At 58.8% G+C, this 18439-nt stretch carries 19 protein-coding genes; 5 read left to right on the top strand and 14 right to left on the bottom strand.

Annotated elements, in window-relative coordinates:
• Positions 1–131 precede the first annotated feature (131 nt).
• Both ORL50_RS26735 and ORL50_RS26730 read right to left on the bottom strand, forming a co-directional pair.
• Positions 132–1220 carry a polyamine ABC transporter substrate-binding protein gene (locus ORL50_RS26735; RefSeq protein ID WP_266019490.1) on the bottom strand — a complete coding sequence of 363 codons (1089 nt, stop codon included), beginning with the start codon at positions 1218–1220 and terminating at the stop codon, positions 132–134.
• A gap of 54 nt (positions 1221–1274) precedes the next feature.
• A complete protein-coding gene (locus ORL50_RS26730; RefSeq protein WP_266019488.1) occupies positions 1275–2576 on the bottom strand; it encodes an NAD(P)/FAD-dependent oxidoreductase in 1302 nt (433 codons plus the stop codon).
• Positions 2577–2723: 147 nt separating this feature from the next.
• Between ORL50_RS26730 and ORL50_RS26725 the strand changes: the two genes are divergently transcribed.
• A complete protein-coding gene (locus ORL50_RS26725) occupies positions 2724–3617 on the top strand; it encodes a LysR substrate-binding domain-containing protein (RefSeq protein ID WP_266019487.1) in 894 nt (297 codons plus the stop codon).
• A gap of 3 nt (positions 3618–3620) precedes the next feature.
• Here ORL50_RS26725 and ORL50_RS26720 read toward each other — a convergent pair whose 3' ends face one another.
• From ORL50_RS26720 to ORL50_RS26705, 4 genes are all read right to left on the bottom strand, one after another.
• Entirely contained in the window at positions 3621–3842 is a 222-nt protein-coding gene (locus ORL50_RS26720) for a hypothetical protein (RefSeq protein WP_266019486.1), read from the bottom strand.
• 151 nt (positions 3843–3993) lie between these two features.
• Positions 3994–5247: an OprD family porin gene (locus ORL50_RS26715; RefSeq protein ID WP_266019485.1), complete on the bottom strand. Its 1254-nt coding sequence runs from the start codon at positions 5245–5247 to the stop codon at positions 3994–3996.
• Between the two features lie 89 nt (positions 5248–5336).
• Positions 5337–6641 carry a CitMHS family transporter gene (locus ORL50_RS26710; protein ID WP_266019484.1) on the bottom strand — a complete coding sequence of 435 codons (1305 nt, stop codon included), beginning with the start codon at positions 6639–6641 and terminating at the stop codon, positions 5337–5339.
• A gap of 89 nt (positions 6642–6730) precedes the next feature.
• Positions 6731–7813 carry a 4-oxalomesaconate tautomerase gene (locus tag ORL50_RS26705; protein WP_266019482.1) on the bottom strand — a complete coding sequence of 361 codons (1083 nt, stop codon included), beginning with the start codon at positions 7811–7813 and terminating at the stop codon, positions 6731–6733.
• A 171-nt stretch (positions 7814–7984) separates the two neighbouring features.
• On the opposite strand from ORL50_RS26705, the gene ORL50_RS26700 reads away from it, so the two are divergent.
• On the top strand, positions 7985–8875 hold the full coding sequence (locus ORL50_RS26700) for a LysR family transcriptional regulator (RefSeq protein WP_266019480.1): 891 nt from the start codon (positions 7985–7987) through the stop codon (positions 8873–8875).
• A gap of 80 nt (positions 8876–8955) precedes the next feature.
• On the opposite strand, the gene ORL50_RS26695 is transcribed toward ORL50_RS26700, so the two are convergent.
• From ORL50_RS26695 to ORL50_RS26675, 5 genes are all read right to left on the bottom strand, one after another.
• Positions 8956–9342, bottom strand: a complete 387-nt coding sequence (locus ORL50_RS26695; protein ID WP_266019479.1) for a nuclear transport factor 2 family protein — start codon at positions 9340–9342, stop codon at positions 8956–8958.
• 73 nt (positions 9343–9415) lie between these two features.
• The gene (locus tag ORL50_RS26690; RefSeq protein WP_266019478.1) at positions 9416–10519 is read right to left on the bottom strand and encodes an alkene reductase; all 1104 of its coding nucleotides are present in this window, start codon (positions 10517–10519) and stop codon (positions 9416–9418) included.
• Positions 10520–10575: 56 nt separating this feature from the next.
• Complete coding sequence (locus tag ORL50_RS26685) at positions 10576–11157, bottom strand: TetR/AcrR family transcriptional regulator (protein WP_266019477.1); 582 nt, start codon at positions 11155–11157, stop codon at positions 10576–10578.
• Between the two features lie 84 nt (positions 11158–11241).
• Positions 11242–12492 carry a cation:dicarboxylate symporter family transporter gene (locus tag ORL50_RS26680; protein WP_266019476.1) on the bottom strand — a complete coding sequence of 417 codons (1251 nt, stop codon included), beginning with the start codon at positions 12490–12492 and terminating at the stop codon, positions 11242–11244.
• Between the two features lie 111 nt (positions 12493–12603).
• Complete coding sequence (locus ORL50_RS26675; RefSeq protein ID WP_266019475.1) at positions 12604–13029, bottom strand: VOC family protein; 426 nt, start codon at positions 13027–13029, stop codon at positions 12604–12606.
• A 151-nt stretch (positions 13030–13180) separates the two neighbouring features.
• Between ORL50_RS26675 and ORL50_RS26670 the strand changes: the two genes are divergently transcribed.
• A complete protein-coding gene (locus tag ORL50_RS26670) occupies positions 13181–14059 on the top strand; it encodes a LysR family transcriptional regulator (protein ID WP_266019474.1) in 879 nt (292 codons plus the stop codon).
• An 18-nt stretch (positions 14060–14077) separates the two neighbouring features.
• Here the strand turns inward: ORL50_RS26670 and ORL50_RS26665 are convergent, their stop codons facing one another.
• Positions 14078–15277 carry an alkaline phosphatase family protein gene (locus ORL50_RS26665; RefSeq protein ID WP_266019472.1) on the bottom strand — a complete coding sequence of 400 codons (1200 nt, stop codon included), beginning with the start codon at positions 15275–15277 and terminating at the stop codon, positions 14078–14080.
• 104 nt (positions 15278–15381) lie between these two features.
• Between ORL50_RS26665 and ORL50_RS26660 the strand changes: the two genes are divergently transcribed.
• Both ORL50_RS26660 and ORL50_RS26655 read left to right on the top strand, forming a co-directional pair.
• A complete protein-coding gene (locus ORL50_RS26660) occupies positions 15382–15705 on the top strand; it encodes a DUF4258 domain-containing protein (RefSeq protein WP_266019471.1) in 324 nt (107 codons plus the stop codon).
• A 3-nt stretch (positions 15706–15708) separates the two neighbouring features.
• Positions 15709–16149: a helix-turn-helix domain-containing protein gene (locus ORL50_RS26655; protein WP_266019470.1), complete on the top strand. Its 441-nt coding sequence runs from the start codon at positions 15709–15711 to the stop codon at positions 16147–16149.
• 87 nt (positions 16150–16236) lie between these two features.
• On the opposite strand, the gene ORL50_RS26650 is transcribed toward ORL50_RS26655, so the two are convergent.
• Positions 16237–17727, bottom strand: coding sequence for an aldehyde dehydrogenase family protein (locus tag ORL50_RS26650; protein ID WP_266019469.1), 1491 nt, complete (start codon positions 17725–17727; stop codon positions 16237–16239).
• A gap of 47 nt (positions 17728–17774) precedes the next feature.
• On the bottom strand, positions 17775–18164 hold the full coding sequence (locus ORL50_RS26645) for a c-type cytochrome (protein ID WP_266019468.1): 390 nt from the start codon (positions 18162–18164) through the stop codon (positions 17775–17777).
• Positions 18165–18439: the final 275 nt, after the last annotated feature.

The raw sequence follows: 18439 nt of genomic DNA, 5'->3' as shown, positions 1-18439 counted from the left end.
TGGGGGATTTGGGATTGGCTCGAATCCGTAGGAGTCCGGCTTGCCGGCGATGGCGATCTGGTGGACGCCATCGCTGGCAAGCCAGGCTCCTACGAGGGTAATCGGCACCCCAGAGCCTGTCTGATGGACCGTCAGGTATTGGTCTTCAACCGAGTCCACAACCGCGTGCTCAATCGGGCAATCGCCGCTGGTAATTCCTCAACCGTAAACAGCTTCTCCAGCACCGTCTTCGGCGGATAGATCGCCAGGTCCTGCTTCACTGCCGGCACCACCAGTGCGTCCGCCGCCAGATTGGGGTTGGCGTAGTGAATGCTGTTGCTGATGTTGGCAATCACCTGCGGCTCAAGCAGGTAGTTCATGTAGGCGTAGCCGTTCTTCTCGTGCGGCGCGCTCTTGGGCATTACCACCATGTCGAACCACAGCGTCGAGCCCTCGTCCGGAATCGAATAGGCGATGTTGATGCCATTGTTGGCTTCCTTCGCGCTGGCCGCCGCCTGCACCACATCGCCGTTGAAGCCGATCACTGCGCAGACATTGCCGTTCGCCAAGTCGCTGATGTACTTGGAAGCGTGGAAGTACTGCACGTAGGGCCTGATTTTGAGCAACGCCTGCTCGGCCTTCTTGTAGTCCGCCGGCTCGTGACTGTGAGGCGGCAGGCCCAGGTAATTGAGGGTAATCGGCAGGATTTGCGTCGGGTTGTCGATGATTGCTACGCCGCACTGGCTGAGCTTCTTGATGTTCTCTTCTTCGAAGAACAGCTTCCAGGAACGGGTGATATCGGTATTGCCAAAGATCGCCTTGATCTTCTCGACGTTGTAGCCAATTCCCGCCGTGCCCCACATATACGGGTAGCCATACTGGTTGCCCGGGTCGTTGACCTGCAGTTTTTGCATCAACACCGGGTCGAGGTTCTTCCAGTTCGGCAGCTGGCTCTTGTCGAGCTTCTGCACAGCCCCGGCCTTGATCAGGCGCGACAGAAAATGGTTCGAAGGGCTGACCACGTCGTAGCCGGTGTTGCCGGTCATCAGCTTCGATTCCAGCACCTCGTTGCTGTCATGGATGTCGTACGTCGCCTTGATCCCGGTTTGCTGGGTGAACGCGGTCAGAGTGTCGTCGGCGATGTAGCCATTCCAGTTGGAGATATTGACCACTTCATCCGCGTGACTGGCTGCTGAAAGTGTGGCGAGCATGACCATCAGGGAAATGTTGTTGATGCGCATCTTCTGTCACCGTGTGTTAACTGAGTTGTTGTTCTTGGTTCATTGACCGAGGTTCTAGATCTCGCTTCTGGCCCTGACCGCCTCCACGCGCATCCGCAGCATGGCGCCGATGTCCAGCAAGGGCTTGGGCGGCAGCCAACCGGGTTGGGCCCGGCGCATTACCGATTGCAGGACAGGCGAATCGACGCCCGAGGCCATTTCAGCCAGCAGCCGCCCCCACAACGTGCCCCGCGCCACGCCGGAGCCATTGCAGCCGGCCACCGCATACACGCCCTCCTCGACCTTGGCGAAATACGGCTGGCCGCTGCGCGAGGCGCTCAGATGTCCGGTCCAGGTGTATTGGATGTCCTGCTCGCCGAGGAACGCAAAGCGCCGCTGCAAGCCCAGCACATGATGTTCGCGGCGCACCCGCAGTTCGCTGGCGGACAAATCTCGGGAACGGTATTCCGCCGTATTGCGGATCATCACCCGGCGGTCCGGAGTCAAGCGTACGGTGGCGCCCAGCGGCCGGGTCGACAGCACGCCCCAGGGCTCGACTGCACCGATGGCCTGATACTCGGCGTCGGTCAGCGGCCGAGTGAGGCTGGCGCTGAGCTCCATCGCAAACGTTGCGCTGGCGTCGATGCCCGAGCGTGGGATGAACGCATTCAGGCACACCAGCACCTGCTGCGCTTCGATTCGGCCAGTGACGCCATTGGCGCGTACGCGCCCCTGACTCAGGCGCTCAAGGCCGGTGATGTCGGTGTTTTCGTAGAGAGTGACGCTGGCCGGCAGCGCATCGAGCAAGCCCTTGACGTACTTCGCCGGCTGCAGCAACGCGTTGCCATTGCCGCACCAGATTCCCGCCTGGTAATGCCGGGTCCCGAGTTTGTTGTACAGCGCCTCGCCCTGCAGAAAGTGCGCCGACGCCCCCACTGCTCGCAGGGTCTCCAGCTTGTCTTCGACAGGAGTCAACTTGCCTGGATCGCTCACGGCGAAGAAGTAACCGTCGTCGCGAAAATCGCATTCGATGCCATGTCGGGCGATGCGCTGGCGCACCTCCAGGCTGGCAACCCTGGCGATTTCGGTGTCCACCTGATAATCGGCAAAACCCTGGCGGCCCAGCAACTCGTCAGTGCCCGGAAGTTCGTGGGCCACAGCGAAACCCGAATTACGCGCCGAAGCGCCCTGCGCCGCCCGCTGGCGATCAACGATCACGATGCGCGCCTGAGGGTGCATTTGCGCGAGGGTGTGGGCCGCGTTCAACCCGGTAATGCCGGCGCCGATAATCAGCCAGTCGGCCTTCTCGGTGCCCTTCAGGGAACCGCGCAAGGGCGAGTCACCTGCCTGCGCGATCCAGCCACATTCATTGATCATGCATCACCTCCATTCGCTGTCGTTCTGCCGCCGACACTTGTTGCCCCATGCGCTTGACGCATGGAAAGCCGCAGCCATGACTGGAATTTATAGCGCCCGCAGTGATACAACCAACGTTATAAAATCATCGAAGTATTCGGAAAACGCATGGATAAGCTCCGTCACGTACCGTCGCTACAAGCACTGCAGGCGCTGGTGGAAGTCGCTGATTCGGGCAGTTTCACTCAGGCAGCATCAAAGCTATGCCTGACCCAAAGCGCCGTGAGTCGGCAAATTCAGCAGTTGGAGAGTCATTTCGGCGTAGCGCTGTTCGTGCGCACCAGCCGCAGCTTGCGCCTTACGGGTGCGGGCGAGCAGGTGCTGACCAGTGCCCGCAGCATCCTTGAGCAACTCAAGACCCTGGAAGAACGGCTGGCTCCCAAGGAGCGTCCGTTTCGCATCCGCATGCACGTATCCCTGGCGGTGCGCTGGTTGCTGCCCAGGTTGAGCGAATTCTATCGAGCCCATCCCGAGGTTTCGCTGTCCATCGAGACCGTGGCCACTGAAGTGGTGGAGCCGGCCGTCGACAGCGACGCCTACATCCTCTACCTGCCGCAACCATCGAAAGATCCACAGTCCCTGACGTTGTTCGAGGAAGCGCTGGTGCCGGTGTGTGCACCGGGGCTGGCGCGCACTCTGCGAGCAGTGGCAGACCTGGTGGATTTCACCCTGCTGCATCGCTCATCGGACCGGCATGACTGGGTGCAGTGGTTGGCGGCCAACAATGGTGGACCGCTGGAGAGCTACCGGCACATTCCTTTCAACCTGGACGAACTGGCCCTGGATGCGGCGGCACGCGGCCTGGGCGTGGCGATGACGGACCAGACCCTGGCGGGCGAGTCGGTGCATCGAGGGGTGTTGGTGATTCCGTTCGGCCAGCCGTTGAAGACCGAAGGTGTGTATGCGTTGAACCTGCAGCCTTCGGCGAGCGCACATCCGGCCTGCGGGCTGATCCTTCAGTGGTTTGCCCAGCAGGCCGATCAGCAGAAAAACCAGGGATAAAACCTAGGTGCCGCGGCCCAGCCCTTCGGTGAGCTGAGCAAAGGCGGTCCCGGCCTCGCGCACCAGTTGGCGCCATTCATTGCTGTTGATCAGACCAGTACGCTCCATCTCGTCGGCGGCCTTGAGCAGCTCATCGTATTGTTCCTCACAGTCCATGCGAATCAGCGGCTCGTTGAGCAGTTGGTACCAGGCCGCCATTGCTTGCTGCTTTCGATCATCGTTCATGGCCAGACTCCAACGGTTGTTTCTGGTTGGGCGTCAGAGGTGGATGGCGGTTCCTCGACGCCGACATACGGCGCCACTCAGATTCTCCGGCCCTGCGCCTGTGGGAGCAAAGCTTGCTCGCGATCAATCGCCAACGATCACGCGGCCATGTCTACCAAAGCGCAACATCGTAGGTTACATACACCCGATTGCTGTCCCGCCCTCGCGCATAATCCGAGCGATACACATAATTGCGCAACTTGATCCCCAGGCCCTTGAAGGCGCCGTCCTGCAGCACATAAGCCAGCTCTGCATCCCGCTCCCACTCATGCAACCGCGCGTCACCGGACTTGCCATTGTCGCCGCTCAGATACCGGGTTGAGAACGTCAGCCCAGGCACCCCCACCTTGGCGAAATCGTAGGCATAGCTGAGCATCCAGGTCTTCTCGTCCTCCTCGATGAACTTGCCGATTCCGACATTACTGAACGAATAGACCGTCGCGCCGCTGATGTACGGCAACCCCGCGTCGCCATTCAGTGCCTGATAACCGGCGCCCAGACTGTGCCCGGTGAACGAGTAGATCAGTTGACCGCTGAGCATGTCGTTATCAATTACCCCGCCTCGTCCCGCCCCGTCATCGACGCTGTGGAAATAGCGCAAGTCGCTGGTGAGCACTCCTGCACCGAGCGCCAGATCGTGCTGGACCGAGGCGAACTGCTGCCGATAGAAGTCCTGCAGTTCCCCGTAGAAATAGCTCAGGCGCATGTTCTTGCCCAGCTTGTAGTCGCCACCCACGTACGAAAAATCCGAACCCTTGCCAGAGAAGCCATCAGGAATGATCGAACGACTGTCCGACGAATCCCTGAGTTTGAACTCGTCCAGGTGGCCGCCGGTGAGCGTCAAGTTGGCGATGTCGCTACTGCTGAACTGGGTGCCTTGATAAGTCTGTGGCAACAGCCGCGCATCGTTATAGATCAACACCGGCGTCCTGGGTAACAAGGTGCCATGCTTGACCACGGTTTTCGCCAGGCGGACTTTGCCCGCCACTCCGAGGCTGGAAAACTCATCCGCAGCGCGTCCGTCCCCGTGTACCGGAAGCAGACCGGTGCCACTACGGCCTTTGCCGGAGTCCAGTTTGACGCCGACAAGGCCCAGCCCATCCACCCCCAATCCCAGCGTGCCCTGGGTAAAACCGGACTGGTAATCGAGCAGAAAGCCCTGCGCCCACTCCGTTCGTTCGCTCTTTGCCGTTTGCGCCGCACGGGCACTCAGGCCATGTTCATCACGAAAGTTCTCGTTGAAATACACGTTACGCAATTGCACTTTCAACTTGCTGTCTTCGACGAATCCCGCCGCCCAGGTACAGGCCAAGGGCAACGCGGCCAGGAGAACAGCCACAGCCACGCGCGTGACGAATTTGCTCATGCTCAATACTCATTATTGTTATTGCAGATGCACTGATCCGCGCGCCCTTTTGCAGGGCGCGTGAACAGTCTTCAGAGGGAATCAGGCGGTCAGACGAACAGCGTGAGCGCACCAGTCAACAGCGCCAGGGTGGTCACCACCAGGGAGGTCAGCACCGCCCATTTGAAGGCAGCTTTCTGAAAGTCGCCGATGTCGCGGTCGATCATTCCCATCAACAGCAACGTCGACGCAACCAGCGGACTCATCAGATGCACCGGCTGGCCAAGGATCGATGCCCGGGCTATTTCCAGAGGGCTGATACCGTAAGCGGCAGCAGCGTTGGCGAGGATCGGAACCACGCCAAAGTAATAGGCGTCATTGGACAACACGAAGGTCAAAGGCATGCTGGTAATGGCCACGACCAGCGGAAACAGATGGCCCCACGCCGGCGGGATCCAGTCCACCAGGGTTTGCGCCAGGGCGTCGACCATCTTGGTCCCGGAGAAGATTCCGGCAAAAATCCCCGCCGCGAACACCAACAGCACCACGGTCATGGCGTTGCCGGAATGGGCGAGGATGCGTTCTTTCTGGATATCGAGCTGCGGGTAATTGATCATCAGGGCGAGCACAAAGCCGATCAGGAACAGAATCGCCGAGTGCATCAGGCCCATCACCAGCGCGACCATCACTACGATCACCAGCAGCAGGTTGACGTACGCCAGCTTCGGCCGTTTGTGCGGCGTATCGCTGAGAATCGCCTCGATATAGCAGTTACCGCCGCCACTGCTCAACTGCACATTACCAATGCGCTTGCGCTCGGAACGCCCCAGCAGCAAAGCCGTGAACACCACCCAAGCCGCCCCGCCAATCATGGTCGGCAGCAACGGAATGAAGTAGTCCGCCGCATCCAGGCCCAGCGCCGCGATGGCTCGTGTCGCCGGGCCGCCCCAGGGGCTCATGCCGCTCATGATGCTCAGCGACAACATGGCGACAATCCCGAGGATCATCGGATTCATGCCGATGCGTTTGTACAGTGGCAACATGGCTGCGCAGGTGATCATGTAGGTTGTGGTGCCGTCGCCGTCCAGGGCTACAGTCAACGAGAGCAGCGCCGTGCCCACGGCAATTTTCATCGGGTCGCCGTTGACCCGTTTGAGAATCTTACGGATCAGCGGGTCGAATAAGCCGGAATCGATCATCAGGCCGAAAAACAGGATCGCAAACAACAGTAGCGCAGCTGAGGGCGCGACCATTTTCAGGCCGTCGAGCATCATCTTGCCTGTGGTGCCGCCGAAACCGCCGATCACCGCAAAGACGATCGGAACAACAGTCAAGGCAACGATGGGTGACAGGCGCTTGGTCATGATCAGGAAGGTGAACACGACCACCATGGCCAAGCCGAGTAAGGCGAGCATAGGGCAATTCTCTTGTTGTTATAGGTGAAGAAGCCGACGGCGAGGCGGATAACGCGAGCCTACCAGACGACGCCAGCAGCGATCAGGGGTTAGCCGGCCAGTCGCTGGGAAACCGGGGCATATACAAAGCCGGAGAACAATCGTCGAGCGGTACGCACAACCGATGCGCGGATGGTTTCACCGTTCTCGCCGGTGTATGACAACACCACGTCGATGCCGCCGCCCGGGTGTTCGATGCGCACGTTTTGCAAACGCTCGGTACCGGTATCGCCGAGCATTTGCGCAACCACGCTGCCGGGGCTGACGCACGCGGTGGCCAGGCCGATGGAGCCGGTGATGGCCAGCGAGCGATGGCAACTGTGTGGCATGAAATACCGAACCTGCAGGGTGCCACCCGCCTTGGCTGGCGCCACCAGCACCGGCTTGGGAATGACCATGTCGCGAACGTCGCCCAGGCCCATCGCGGCCCCGGCACGCAGGCGCAAGGCTTCCAGGCGTCGCAGGAATTTCTTGTCGGAGTCCAATTCTGCCGGGGTTTCGTCGCCGCGTTTGCCCAGGTGATGTGCCTCGATGAGGACCATCGGCATGGCCATGTCGATGCAGGTGACCGGGATATCGTCGAACACATCCTGGGTGTTGCCCGTCGGGAACAGCTGGCCGGTCTTGCAGCCAGCAGCGTCGAGGAAGGTCAACTGGACCGGTGCAGCGCTACCGGGCACGCCGTCGATTTCAGTGTCGCCTTCATAGCTGACCTTGCCTCCAGGCGTCTGCACTTCAGACGTGACAAAGGTTCCGGTATTGAGGTTGCGGATGCGCACACTGGTCATCGATGGCCGGGCTTTGACCAACCCCTGCTCGATAGCGAATGGCCCGACAGCGCAGAGCATATTGCCGCAGTTGGGGGCCGTGTCTACGCGACGCGAGGAAACCATGACCTGCACGAACAGATAATCGACATCGGCATCGGGGTGCAGTGACGGGCTGACGATGGCGACCTTGCTGGTTTGTGGGCTACCACCCCCGATGCCGTCGATTTCCAGCTCGTGACCAGAGCCCATCAAGGCGAGCAGCAGCTCGTCACGCTGCTCAATCGACACAGGCAGGTCCCAGGCGAGAAATACGGGGCCCTTGGAGGTGCCACCGCGCATCAGTACACAAGGAATTCGTTGCATGGCTGCTGGCTCTTGTTGATTAATCAGGGTGATTGATGTGTTGAAAACAAGAGTGACAGGGAAGCAATGGTGTTTCCAATGCAAAGATTCGAGCTATTATTGCGTTTGACGCAAGACTGAAACCACCGAAAAAACGACGTGTCCCAGCCAAAGGCTGCGTGAGGGAAATTGATGGAATATGAGCTACAGGACATCAGATCTTTCGTGAAAATCGCTGAACTTGGCAGTTTTCATGAGGCAGCCGACGCCTTGCACCTGTCCCAACCTGCGCTGAGCCGGCGGATCAAGAAGCTGGAGCAAGGTCTGGGGACCGCACTGCTCGATCGCACCACACGCAAGGTTAGCCTCACCAGCGTGGGGCGAGATTTTCTGCCCAAGGCACGGCGACTCCTGGACGACTTCGACGACTCGATTCTTAATATCCGCGAATTGGCAGAGCGCCAGATCGGCCGGGTGACCCTCGCCTGTATCCCTACTGCCGCGTTCTACTTCCTGCCTTCGGTGATTCGCCTCTACAACGAACGCTACCCCAAGATCCGTATTCGCCTGCTCGACCTGAGCGCCAACGAGGGCCTGGAAGCAGTGCTGCGCGGTGAGGCCGACTTCGGCATCAACATGATGAGCGGCCAGCATCCGGACATCGAGTTCGTGCCTCTGGTCAACGAGCCTTTTGTACTGGCGTGCCGCCGCGATCATGAGCTGGCCAAGCGCGCTTCGGTCACCTGGTCGGAGCTCAGCGAGTATCGGCTGATCGGTGTGGGCCGCCTGAGTGGTAACCGCATGCTGCTGGATCACGCACTATCCGGTTTGAGTTGGCGTCCGCAGTGGTTCTATGAAGTGCAGCATCTCTCGACTTCACTGGGGCTGGTCGAAGCCGGGCTCGGAGTGTCGGCAATGCCGAGCCTGGCGATGCCGGCGGACGATCATCCAACGTTGGTGAGCATTCCGCTGATTGAGCCCGTGGTTAACCGCTCTCTGGGGCTGGTGTACCGCAGAGGCGCATCACTGTCCCCTGCTGCGGAGAAGTTTGTTTCGATATTGCTTGAGCAGTGGCCGCAGTGACTTTGCCTGGAGAAGCCTCAGGTGCGCGGCTTGGAAGAGACAACCGATCCCGGCGTTCAATCCCCGGGACCGGTCGAAGATCAACCCTCGAACTGGTGAAATACCTTGGCGATCACTTTCCAGACGCCATCGATCTTGAGTAGGGTCAGGTAGTCGTTGTAATCGGCGCCGATGGCATCGTGCTCCATGTCCACCCGTACCACGGCCGTGGTCGGGGTAATCGCCAGGACATCGAGTCGTGTGGTGATCTGCGGGGCACCACCGTTGTTCTCGACGAAATCGAACAGGTTACTGATCGGGCCTCCAAGCAGCTGGCCGTTGGTGAAACCGTACATCACTGCGTCTTTGTGAAAGGCCTGAGCAACTCCTTGCGCGCTACCGACACGCAAGCCTTCGACGTACTGATTGGCGGTGGCGATGACCGCGTTGTATTCAGCGGTAGGTACGGCCTTGATGTTCTTCGACATGGTATTTTTCCTTTCAATGAGGCGAGGCAAAACGCTTCTCGCCAGAGTTGGCCAAGTGGCCATGGAGTGCCACTCAGTTGCTGGCGGTCGGCCAGTCGGTATAGCCCTCGGCTGCGCCGCCGTAGTAACTCTCCCGTGGCGCAATGGTCAGTTCGCTGCCAGTACGCAGGCGCTCTACCAGGTCCGGGTTGGCTATGAACAGACGACCAAACGCGACCGCGTCAATCAGGCCATGCGCCCGGCGCTCCACCGCCATTTCCAGGTCATAGTTGTTGTTGCCGATGAACGGCCCTTCGAACCGCGCGCTCAACGCGTCCAGGTCCACCCCCTCGGGCACGGTGCGCGAGGTCGCGGTAGCGCCTTCAACAAAATGCAGATAGGCCAGGTTGAACCGGTTGAGCTGTTCGATCAGGTAGCCGTACGTTGCCATGACGTCGCTGTCAGGCGGCGTATTGCCGGCGTCTGGCGTCACTGGCGAGAGACGGATACCGACCCGGTCACTGCCCCAGATAGCCACCACGGCCTCGGTGACTTCGAGCGTCAGGCGCGTGCGATTTTCGATGGAGCCACCGTACTGATCGGTGCGCTGGTTAGTGGAATCTCGCAAGAATTGATCGAGCAGGTAACTGTTGGCCGAGTGCACTTCAACGCCGTCAAACCCTGCACGTTTTGCACACTCGGCCGCATGCTTGTACTGCTCGATGATGCCGCGGATTTCTGCGGTCTCGAGCGCACGCGGCATGGACACTTCGACCATGCCTTCGTTGGTGTAGGTACTGCCTTCGGCCTTGATGGCCGATGGGGCCACTGGCTGCGCGCCGTCCGGCTGCAGGTCCACGTGAGAAAATCGGCCAACGTGCCAGAGCTGGCAAACAATTCGGCCGCCTGCGGCGTGAACGGCATCGGTAACCTTCTTCCAGCCCAGCACTTGCTCCGGCGTCCAGATACCAGGGGTCATCGCATAACCACGGCCCTGCGCAGAGATGTTGGTGGCTTCACTGATGAGCAAACCGGCACTCGCTCGCTGGGCGTAGTAAGTGGCATGCAGCTCGTTGGGAATACCCTCTTCACCCATGCGGCTGCGGGTGACAGGGGCCATGACAATTCGATTGGGAAGCTCGAATGCGCCCATATGCACAGGGGAAAACAGATCGGTTCGAAGGCTGTTGTCAGTCATAAGAATCTCAAGTTATTAGACCGGTCGTCTAGTAAACAATCAAAAAAAGGGACGAATCACACAATCATGCGATTCGTCATGTTCAGGGCAGTTTCAAATGGTTTGGTGGACTTGTTGACCTTGGCCAACAACGAAGCACCCAACCACAACTGGTAGAGCGATTGCGCCAGTTCGTCAGTAAGCATCGTCGAGGTTATCGAGCCATCGGCCCTGCCGTTTTCTATGCAACCACTGATGCGCTGAATGATCTGGTCGGTGCCCACCAGCAATACGTTGCGCATGTCTTCGGAGAAGTCGCAGACCTCGGCACCCAGCTTGACTACCAGGCACTTCTCCTCCGGTACATCGGCGCCTTGAGTCTCGGCCCAATAGCGGAAATAGCCCACCAGACGCTCGGCACCATTGCCCTGGGCATTCATCAGCCCATCGACCCTACCCAAGTACTCGGCAAAGTACTCTTCCAGCAACGCCTGGCCGAACTCTTCCTTGGACTTGAAGTAGTGGTAAAACGAGCCTTTGGGCACTCCTGCCGTGGTCAGGACTTCCGTCAAGCCCACGGCGGTGTAGCCTTTGAATGTCATCAACGACTTCGCAACATCAATGATGTGCTGTCGCATACCCTGAATTGGTTTTTTCATAGGGGAGGCAGCCTACAGAAAACTAGACCGGTCGTCTAGACCCATGCTCGACCCGGAAGTAATCTCCCCTGCATCAATCAGTCATCAAGCATTGCGCACGGCAGCAGGACGCTCAAGAGTTGTCCTTTCCCATTTGGCAATCACCAGCGGCGCGATCGCATTACCCAGTACGTTCAGCGTGGTCGTGCCACTGTCGATGATCCTGAAGATCCCCGCGATTAGCGCCACGCCTTCCAGCGGAAGTCCGGCAGACGCCAGGGTTGCAGACAGGATGATGATGGCAAATCCGGGCACACCGGCAGCGCCCTTGGAGGTCAACACCATGGTGACCACCAGCAGGATCTGCTGGGACAGCGACAGATCGATGCCATAGAGCTGGGCAACAAAGATTGTCGCCACCCCAAGGAAAATCGACGCGCCGTCGAGATTGAATGCATATCCCACCGGGACTACGAAGCTGACAATGCGTCGCGGAACGCCGTAGCTCTCCAGTTTACTCATCAATTGCGGCATCACTGCCGCAGAGGCAGCACTGGAGAACGCAAGAATCAGTTCATCACGGAAGTATTTGATCAGTTTGAAAATATTCTCGCCGATCAAATAACACATCCCGCCGAGCACGACTAACGCAAAAATAATCAGCGCCAGGTAGACCACTCCAATCAGCTTGAGCAGAGGCAAGAGCGAGGCAAAACCGAAGGTTGCGACCGTTGCGCCGATCATGCCGAACACCCCTATCGGCGCGTAAGCCATGACGATCGAGACAACTTTGAACATCGCGTCGGAGAAGCCTTGAACCACCGCGACTACTGGCGCGCTCTTCTCCCTCGGTAGAGCGTTCAATGCCATGCCGAGCAATACCGCGAAGAATAGTACCGAGAGCAACTTCGCCTCCGACATCGCGCCGATCACGTTATCAGGGACAATGTTTTGCAAGACCACCAGGGCGCCTTTGGAAGGCTCCATGTTAATCGCCGCCGCACTGTGGGAAATGCCTGAAATATCGGTGCCTGTGCCCGGTTCGAAGATATTTGCGAACACCAGTCCGATAACAATCGCCAGAGCGGTGATCGCAAAAAAGTAAGTCAGCGACTTCACGCCCATGCGGCCAAAGGACTTGTTGTCTCCTCCTCCGGCAATGCCCAGGATCATGCAACAGAACACAATGGGAACAACGACCATCTTCATCATCTTGATAAAGATGTCGCCAAGCGGTTTGAGGATTTCGGCACTGACCCATGCTTGATAATGCGGGTGGGTGTTGAAGTACCAACCAACGAGCACGCCAAGCAGTAGCCCGGCAATGATTTGCCACACCAGGGGAATACGTTTCATGTCTAGCCTTCTTGTTGGAATGAAAGGACTGCTGCAATGGCAGTTGCTAGAGTCATGAGCTTCCAGCTCACTTGAATAAAATGGCACAGCCGGGCTGTGCCACTGGGGTCGTCATTTTGCGAACAGCTGGCTCATATCCTTGAAGGCCTTGAACTCCAGGGCATTGCCGCAGGGGTCGAACAGGAACATGGTGGCCTGTTCGCCCACTTGCCCCTTGAAACGGATGTAGGGCTCGATCACAAATTCAGTGCCAAACGACTTCAGCCGCTCGGCCAGTGCCTCCCATTCATCCCAGTTGAGGATGATGCCGAAGTGAGGAACGGGAACATTGTGCCCATCTACCGGGTTGCTGTGGACACTCTCCTGGGAGGCGGTCTTGGGATGTTCATGGATGACTAACTGATGGCCATAGAAGTTGAAGTCGACCCATTGGTTGCTGGAACGACCTTCTTCAAGCCCGAACACTTCACCGTAAAAAGCTCGCGTTGCAGCGAGGTCGTAAACCGGAATTGCGAGGTGGAAAGGAGAAAGGTTCATCAGTACTCCGTTGACATGATTATTGTGGGTGAAATAGCGGAGGATCCTCGGGGGCCCTCCAATTGTTTATTGAGAGTGAAGCCATCCTAGAGCGCCTCTAAAAGTAAAAAAATCAATATAATTTTCTTAGAAACACAATTAATATTTGTGAATGATCAAAGAACTCAAGACACTCATCGCCGTTGCCCGTGAAGGCACGTTCGCTGCTGCCGGCAACAGGATCGGTCTCACCCAGGCTGCGGTGAGCGCTCAAATCCAGCGTCTGGAGGCCGAGCTCGGCTTCGAGATATTCGATCGCAAAGGCCGCTCGGCCCACCTCAACCGCATGGGCCATCAAATACTCCTGCAGGCGCAGGAACTGCTGCGCCTGTACGACAACCTGGGCTCCAGCAGCGTGGGACTGCCCGCCAGCGTGCTGGTGAACATTGGAGCGATCGCTTCGGTTCAGCGGTCCTATTTGCCGGATGCACTGGCGAAATTTCACCAGCAGTGCCCGCAGTGCCGTACCCGGGTAATACCTGGCCTGTCGATGGAGTTGGTCAACCTGGTGGATGCCGGCGAGATCGACATGGCGGCAATCATCCGCCCACCCTTCTCGCTCCAGAGCGATCTCCGCTGGACCACCCTCGCGCTTGAGCCGTACCGCCTGATAGTCCCGCAGGAAATGGAGGGGGAAGACTGGTCAGAGCTGCTTAGCAGTCAGCCTTTCATTCGGTACGACCGATCCTCATTCGGCGGCCGGCAGGTCGACCGCTTCCTGCGGCAGACGCATTTCAACCTGCGTGAGGTTTGCGAGCTGGATGAGTTGGACGCCATCGTCAAGCTGGTTGAAAACGGCGTCGGTGTCGCCCTGGTTCCGCAGACCGCGACCCTTCGGGAATGGCCTGCGGGCGTGAGGGTGCTAGACCTCGGTCAACACACATTCCATCGCGATATCGGGCTGGTCCACCGGTCTCGGCAAACTTTCACCGAACCCGTGCGGATACTGGCGCAGCTGATAACCGAACAGGTGGCGGCCAGCGCTGAATAAAAAGTGTGCCTTGCGTTTCTACGCAGAGATGCCAGTGCCATTCGCGATGAGCAACGGCACCAATTGCTCCGCATCCGTCAGCGCCCCGTGATGGCCGATCCAGGAACTCTGGAACGGCTCGCGGAGCGATCGAATCAACCCTGCGCCCTCTTCTGCAACCACCACGAGATCACCGATACGCGTGCTGGCAGACTGCGCAACGTGCGCACCGAACAGACCACGGGCCACTGCTTGTTCTCGTGAAAGCACCCTGAAATGCGCGCCAAGGATGTCCTGCCAGCGTGGCAGCACTTCACGATCAGCGGGGTCCTGGAGATAAACATGCCGGGCGCGAATATCCGCACAAATGCTTGCCACGCCGATCTGCAGGGCCGGATTCAAATCGAAATCCACCACTTTGGCGTCGTCCAGTGTGGTCATGCCATGGTCTGCCGTGACGATCAAGACGCTATCGTTGTCGATGCATTCGCGCAGGCGCTGGATGCGTTGATCGATGTCTTGAAGAACATCCTGCCACTGCTCGGATCCTGGGCCATACAGATGCCCGACATGATCAAGCTCGCCGAAATACAGATACGACATCTGCGGCTGGGTGTTTTTTGGCAGTGATCGAAATTGCTCGAGCAGATCCTGCGGATTACCGAACGGGATGACTGCGGCGCCGTTGAACACTGTCCGGGTGTATGACGAACCGGCGATGGCGGCAGGCAGAAACGCACTGATCGACACACCATTCGCGACCGCGTCCCGCCATCCAGACCTGCTCAACACGACGTTGTCTTCACTTGCAGCTGTGTCGCGAGCCCCGGTGATCGGGTCGTAAAGCTGCCAGGTCAGAGGATTGAAGTGACGGTCGTCCAGGTTGAAAGCAGCTCCCACCAGACCATGCCCACCGCTATCCGCTGCTGTCGCCAGCGACGCCAGGCTGGACGCTGTAGTCGATGGAAAACCCGAACGCAATTGCTGTCCTGCACCGTTCAGGGAAGCAAGATACGCAGCCTTGTGGGCGTAGGTTTCCAGCAGACCGGCGCCCAATCCGTCGACAAGGCAAAGCACTGCATGACGGCACCGTGGCAAGTCGATGCCCGCAGCGTCATTGCCGATTCCCAAGGCTGTGAAAATCGACCTGGTGAGGGCGGCCAGGCCAGATGTTGTTGGCTGGGGCATGGGGCATCTCCTTTTTAACGCCTGGTGGCGTTTAGTCTGAAAGGACTCCATGTCCTTCATCCGCACTCTGCCACGTGTCTCATTTTATTTCCTCGCTTTGAAAGTCAGCGCTTGAGCTTTAGTCTGGCACAACCTATAAATACTATAGATAAATCATGACCGACCTACTTCCGTTTCCGCTGTCCAGACAGAAAGCCCGGGACATAATCAGGGAGATTTCGACCGAATCCCAGCGTGTCTTTTATTCCAGGCACGCACGTTCGCGGATGATTGAGCGTGAGATATCCATGCCTGATGTGATGGATTGCCTGCGCAGAGGACAAATCACCGATGGACCCTATCCTGCACCCGGGGGCGATTGGAGATTTACGATTTCATGGTTCAGGGCCGGATCACCCCTTCAAGTTGTCGGCGCGATCGACGTCGACGACGACGGGAAGTTTCTCGTCGTAGTGACCGCGATGCAAAAGGAGAAATAATTTATGTACCACTACGTTGAAAGCGGCCTGCCAAATATCTGGCTCAGCAATGGCTACGTGGTGAAAGAGACAGCCTATGGCGAGTCTGTTGCTATCACGGACGTCGAAGGTCTACACGACTTTATCGGCAAGACGATTGCGGAAAAACCGGCAGCGCTGACCGGCGCGGAATTTCGGTTTCTGCGCAAGGAGCTGGGTTTGTCGCAAGAACGGCTGGCCAATATTGTCGGGTTGACCTCACAGGCAGTGGCCATATGGGAAAAGACCGACAAGATTCCCACCGTCAATGACCGCTACCTGCGCGGACTTTATTTGGAAGCCAAAACTGGCGGGGCAGATCTGTTGGCCGCCATCAACACCATCAACGACCTCGACCATGAGCTTCACAAGCTCAACCTCGAGTTTCAAAACGGCTGGCACAGGCAAGACAAAACCTGCGCCTGAGTTGCCGGCATTTGAACATCGTCAGGCGAAAATCGGTGGCGAGGAAGTCGACTCCTCGCCACCCAGTGTCAAGCGAGTACAAATGGATCAGTGCGCAATACACACCGACTTCAACTCGGTGTACGCCTCGATAACCGCGCGTCCGAACTCGCGGCCCATGCCGGACTGCTTGACGCCGCCGAATGGCATCGCCGGGTCGAGCAGTACGTGGGCGTTGACCCAGACGGTGCCAGCTTCAATGCGCGGAACCAGATTCATTGCTTTGCCCAGGTCGTTGGTCCACAGGCTCGCGGCCAGGCCGTAGCGGTTGTCGTTGGCCAGGGCGATGACCGCATCTTCATCGTCGAAAGGCATCACGCCCAGCACCGGGCCGAACACTTCCTCCCGGCTCACGGTCATGCCGTGGTTGATATCGGCCAGGATCGTCGGCTGCACATAGAAGCCTTCGCCTTCCAGCAACTCCCCGCCACACACCACCCGCGCTCCTTCCTGGCGAGCCAGTTCGATGTGCTTGAGCACGCCTTGCTGCTGCTTGCGCGACACCAGCGGGTTGATCGCTGCGTTGCAGTTCATGCCGGCGCCGATCGGCATGGCTGACACCGCTGCAGCGAGGCCTTCGACGAAGCGATCGTGGATCGAGCGATGCACATAAAAGCGCGAGGCCGCAGCGCAGACCTGACCGTTGTTCAACAGGCCGCCGAGGATTGCACCCTGGATGGCTTTGTCGATGTCGGCATCGGCCAGCACGATCATCGGGTTCTTGCCGCCCAGCTCCAGGGCGAAGCGCGTCATGTTCGCCATGCACGCCACGCCAACACTTTTGCCCACTGCGGTGGACCCGGTGAAGGACACTTTGCTCACCAGCGGATGTGCAGTCAGCACGCCACCCACCGAGGCGCCGCCACCCGTCACAACGTTGAAGACACCGGCTGGAATGCCCGCTTCCAGGGCGAGCTCTGCCAGGCGCATGGCGGTCAGCGGGGTTTCCATGGCCGGCTTGATGATTACCGTGCAACCGGTGGCCAGCGCCGGCATCAGTTTCCAGGCCGCGATCAGCAGCGGGAAGTTCCACGGCACGATCCCGACCACGACACCCACCGGTTCGCGCTTGGTGAACGCGGTGAATTTGGCACCCGGTGGCAGCGGGATCGACACGTCGAACGTCTGGCCTTCGATCTTGGTGGCCCAGCCGGACATGTAGCGCATGAACTCCACGGTGGCGTTCAAATCCAGGGCGCGGGCCATGTTGATCGACTTGCCCTGGCTTAGGGTTTCCAGCTGCGCCAGTTCCTCGGCGTGCTCTTCAACCAGGCGGGTGAAGTTCAGCAGGATGCGCTCGCGATCCGCCGGACGCAGGCCCGACCAGACGCCAGACTTGAATGCGGCATGAGATGACTGCACGGCCTGCTCGACGATTTCCAGCGGTGCGTCGAGGGTCTCGCACAGCGTCAGTCCGGTGGCCGGGTTTATGACGGCAATGCCTGGCCCTTCGGCAAACACCCACTGGCCATCGATAAAACAGCCATGCCGGCGCTCAAGGAAAGCAGCCACCTGGGGCAGGATTTCAACGTTGCTCATAAGTCACCTTTCATTCAGACGAGTTGTCCGGCGCGCACACCGGCCGATTATTTTTGTTCTTTGAGGTAGCACACGACCGCCTGGCGATCGTCCGCGGAGGCCAGGCCCATATAGGGCATGTAGGTTCCCGGCACGAACGCCTGGGGCTGGGCGATCAGCTGCGCGATGTTCTCGGCCTGCCAGTCGATGTCTTTGCTGCGCATGGCCTGGGAATAATTGAAGCCTTCCAGGGAACCGGATTTGCGTCCGACCACGCCTGCAAGGTTGGGCCCCATCATCCCGACCACCCCCTTGGTCACCGAGTGGCAGACCGCGCATTCATTGGCGAACACTTGGGCGCCGTGGCCTTGGTCTGGCGCACAGTCCGCGGCCAACGCGGCACTGGCCAAGGTGTAAGAGAGCAGACCGAGAAGAGACAAGCGCAGCGAGGTGAACATAGGAAACGACCCTGAAATCCGCGTGCCCGCAGGTGGCGGGCAGCAACACTGAAATACCGATGCGCAGGCACCGGGAGCTTGCAGCGGATTGTCGATGGTCGTTGGCCTGGAGGATTTGCCCTGCGTGCCAGTCGTATTGGCGGGGCTGCCAAACCGGGCATTTTGGCAAGCACAGCCAACTCTTTGGCAACCACACAAAAGGCCTTGGAAATTCGCCGCCGTAGTATCGAGACAGACCGCAACCCTGCGCTCAAGAACAAGAACGGATGCCACAC

This window comes from Pseudomonas sp. RIT-562, from assembly GCF_026241895.1.
In the GTDB taxonomy this organism is placed as follows: Bacteria; Pseudomonadota; Gammaproteobacteria; order Pseudomonadales; family Pseudomonadaceae; genus Aquipseudomonas; species Aquipseudomonas mandelii_F.
Note: the sequence above shows the minus strand (reverse complement) of the source record. Positions and strands in the feature narration are given on the sequence as shown.

Excerpts from the sequence above, each read along its gene's own strand:
- ORL50_RS26735 (WP_266019490.1), bottom strand. The coding sequence starts at position 1,220 with ATGCGCATCAACAACATTTCCCTGATGGTCATGCTCGCCACACTTTCA.
- ORL50_RS26730 (WP_266019488.1), bottom strand. The coding sequence starts at position 2,576 with ATGATCAATGAATGTGGCTGGATCGCGCAGGCAGGTGACTCGCCCTTG.
- ORL50_RS26725 (WP_266019487.1), top strand. The coding sequence starts at position 2,724 with ATGGATAAGCTCCGTCACGTACCGTCGCTACAAGCACTGCAGGCGCTG.
- ORL50_RS26720 (WP_266019486.1), bottom strand. The coding sequence starts at position 3,842 with ATGAACGATGATCGAAAGCAGCAAGCAATGGCGGCCTGGTACCAACTG.
- ORL50_RS26715 (WP_266019485.1), bottom strand. The coding sequence starts at position 5,247 with ATGAGCAAATTCGTCACGCGCGTGGCTGTGGCTGTTCTCCTGGCCGCG.
- ORL50_RS26710 (WP_266019484.1), bottom strand. The coding sequence starts at position 6,641 with ATGCTCGCCTTACTCGGCTTGGCCATGGTGGTCGTGTTCACCTTCCTG.
- ORL50_RS26705 (WP_266019482.1), bottom strand. The coding sequence starts at position 7,813 with ATGCAACGAATTCCTTGTGTACTGATGCGCGGTGGCACCTCCAAGGGC.
- ORL50_RS26700 (WP_266019480.1), top strand. The coding sequence starts at position 7,985 with ATGGAATATGAGCTACAGGACATCAGATCTTTCGTGAAAATCGCTGAA.
- ORL50_RS26695 (WP_266019479.1), bottom strand. The coding sequence starts at position 9,342 with ATGTCGAAGAACATCAAGGCCGTACCTACCGCTGAATACAACGCGGTC.
- ORL50_RS26690 (WP_266019478.1), bottom strand. The coding sequence starts at position 10,519 with ATGACTGACAACAGCCTTCGAACCGATCTGTTTTCCCCTGTGCATATG.
- ORL50_RS26685 (WP_266019477.1), bottom strand. The coding sequence starts at position 11,157 with ATGAAAAAACCAATTCAGGGTATGCGACAGCACATCATTGATGTTGCG.
- ORL50_RS26680 (WP_266019476.1), bottom strand. The coding sequence starts at position 12,492 with ATGAAACGTATTCCCCTGGTGTGGCAAATCATTGCCGGGCTACTGCTT.
- ORL50_RS26675 (WP_266019475.1), bottom strand. The coding sequence starts at position 13,029 with ATGAACCTTTCTCCTTTCCACCTCGCAATTCCGGTTTACGACCTCGCT.
- ORL50_RS26670 (WP_266019474.1), top strand. The coding sequence starts at position 13,181 with ATGATCAAAGAACTCAAGACACTCATCGCCGTTGCCCGTGAAGGCACG.
- ORL50_RS26665 (WP_266019472.1), bottom strand. The coding sequence starts at position 15,277 with ATGGAGTCCTTTCAGACTAAACGCCACCAGGCGTTAAAAAGGAGATGC.
- ORL50_RS26660 (WP_266019471.1), top strand. The coding sequence starts at position 15,382 with ATGACCGACCTACTTCCGTTTCCGCTGTCCAGACAGAAAGCCCGGGAC.
- ORL50_RS26655 (WP_266019470.1), top strand. The coding sequence starts at position 15,709 with ATGTACCACTACGTTGAAAGCGGCCTGCCAAATATCTGGCTCAGCAAT.
- ORL50_RS26650 (WP_266019469.1), bottom strand. The coding sequence starts at position 17,727 with ATGAGCAACGTTGAAATCCTGCCCCAGGTGGCTGCTTTCCTTGAGCGC.
- ORL50_RS26645 (WP_266019468.1), bottom strand. The coding sequence starts at position 18,164 with ATGTTCACCTCGCTGCGCTTGTCTCTTCTCGGTCTGCTCTCTTACACC.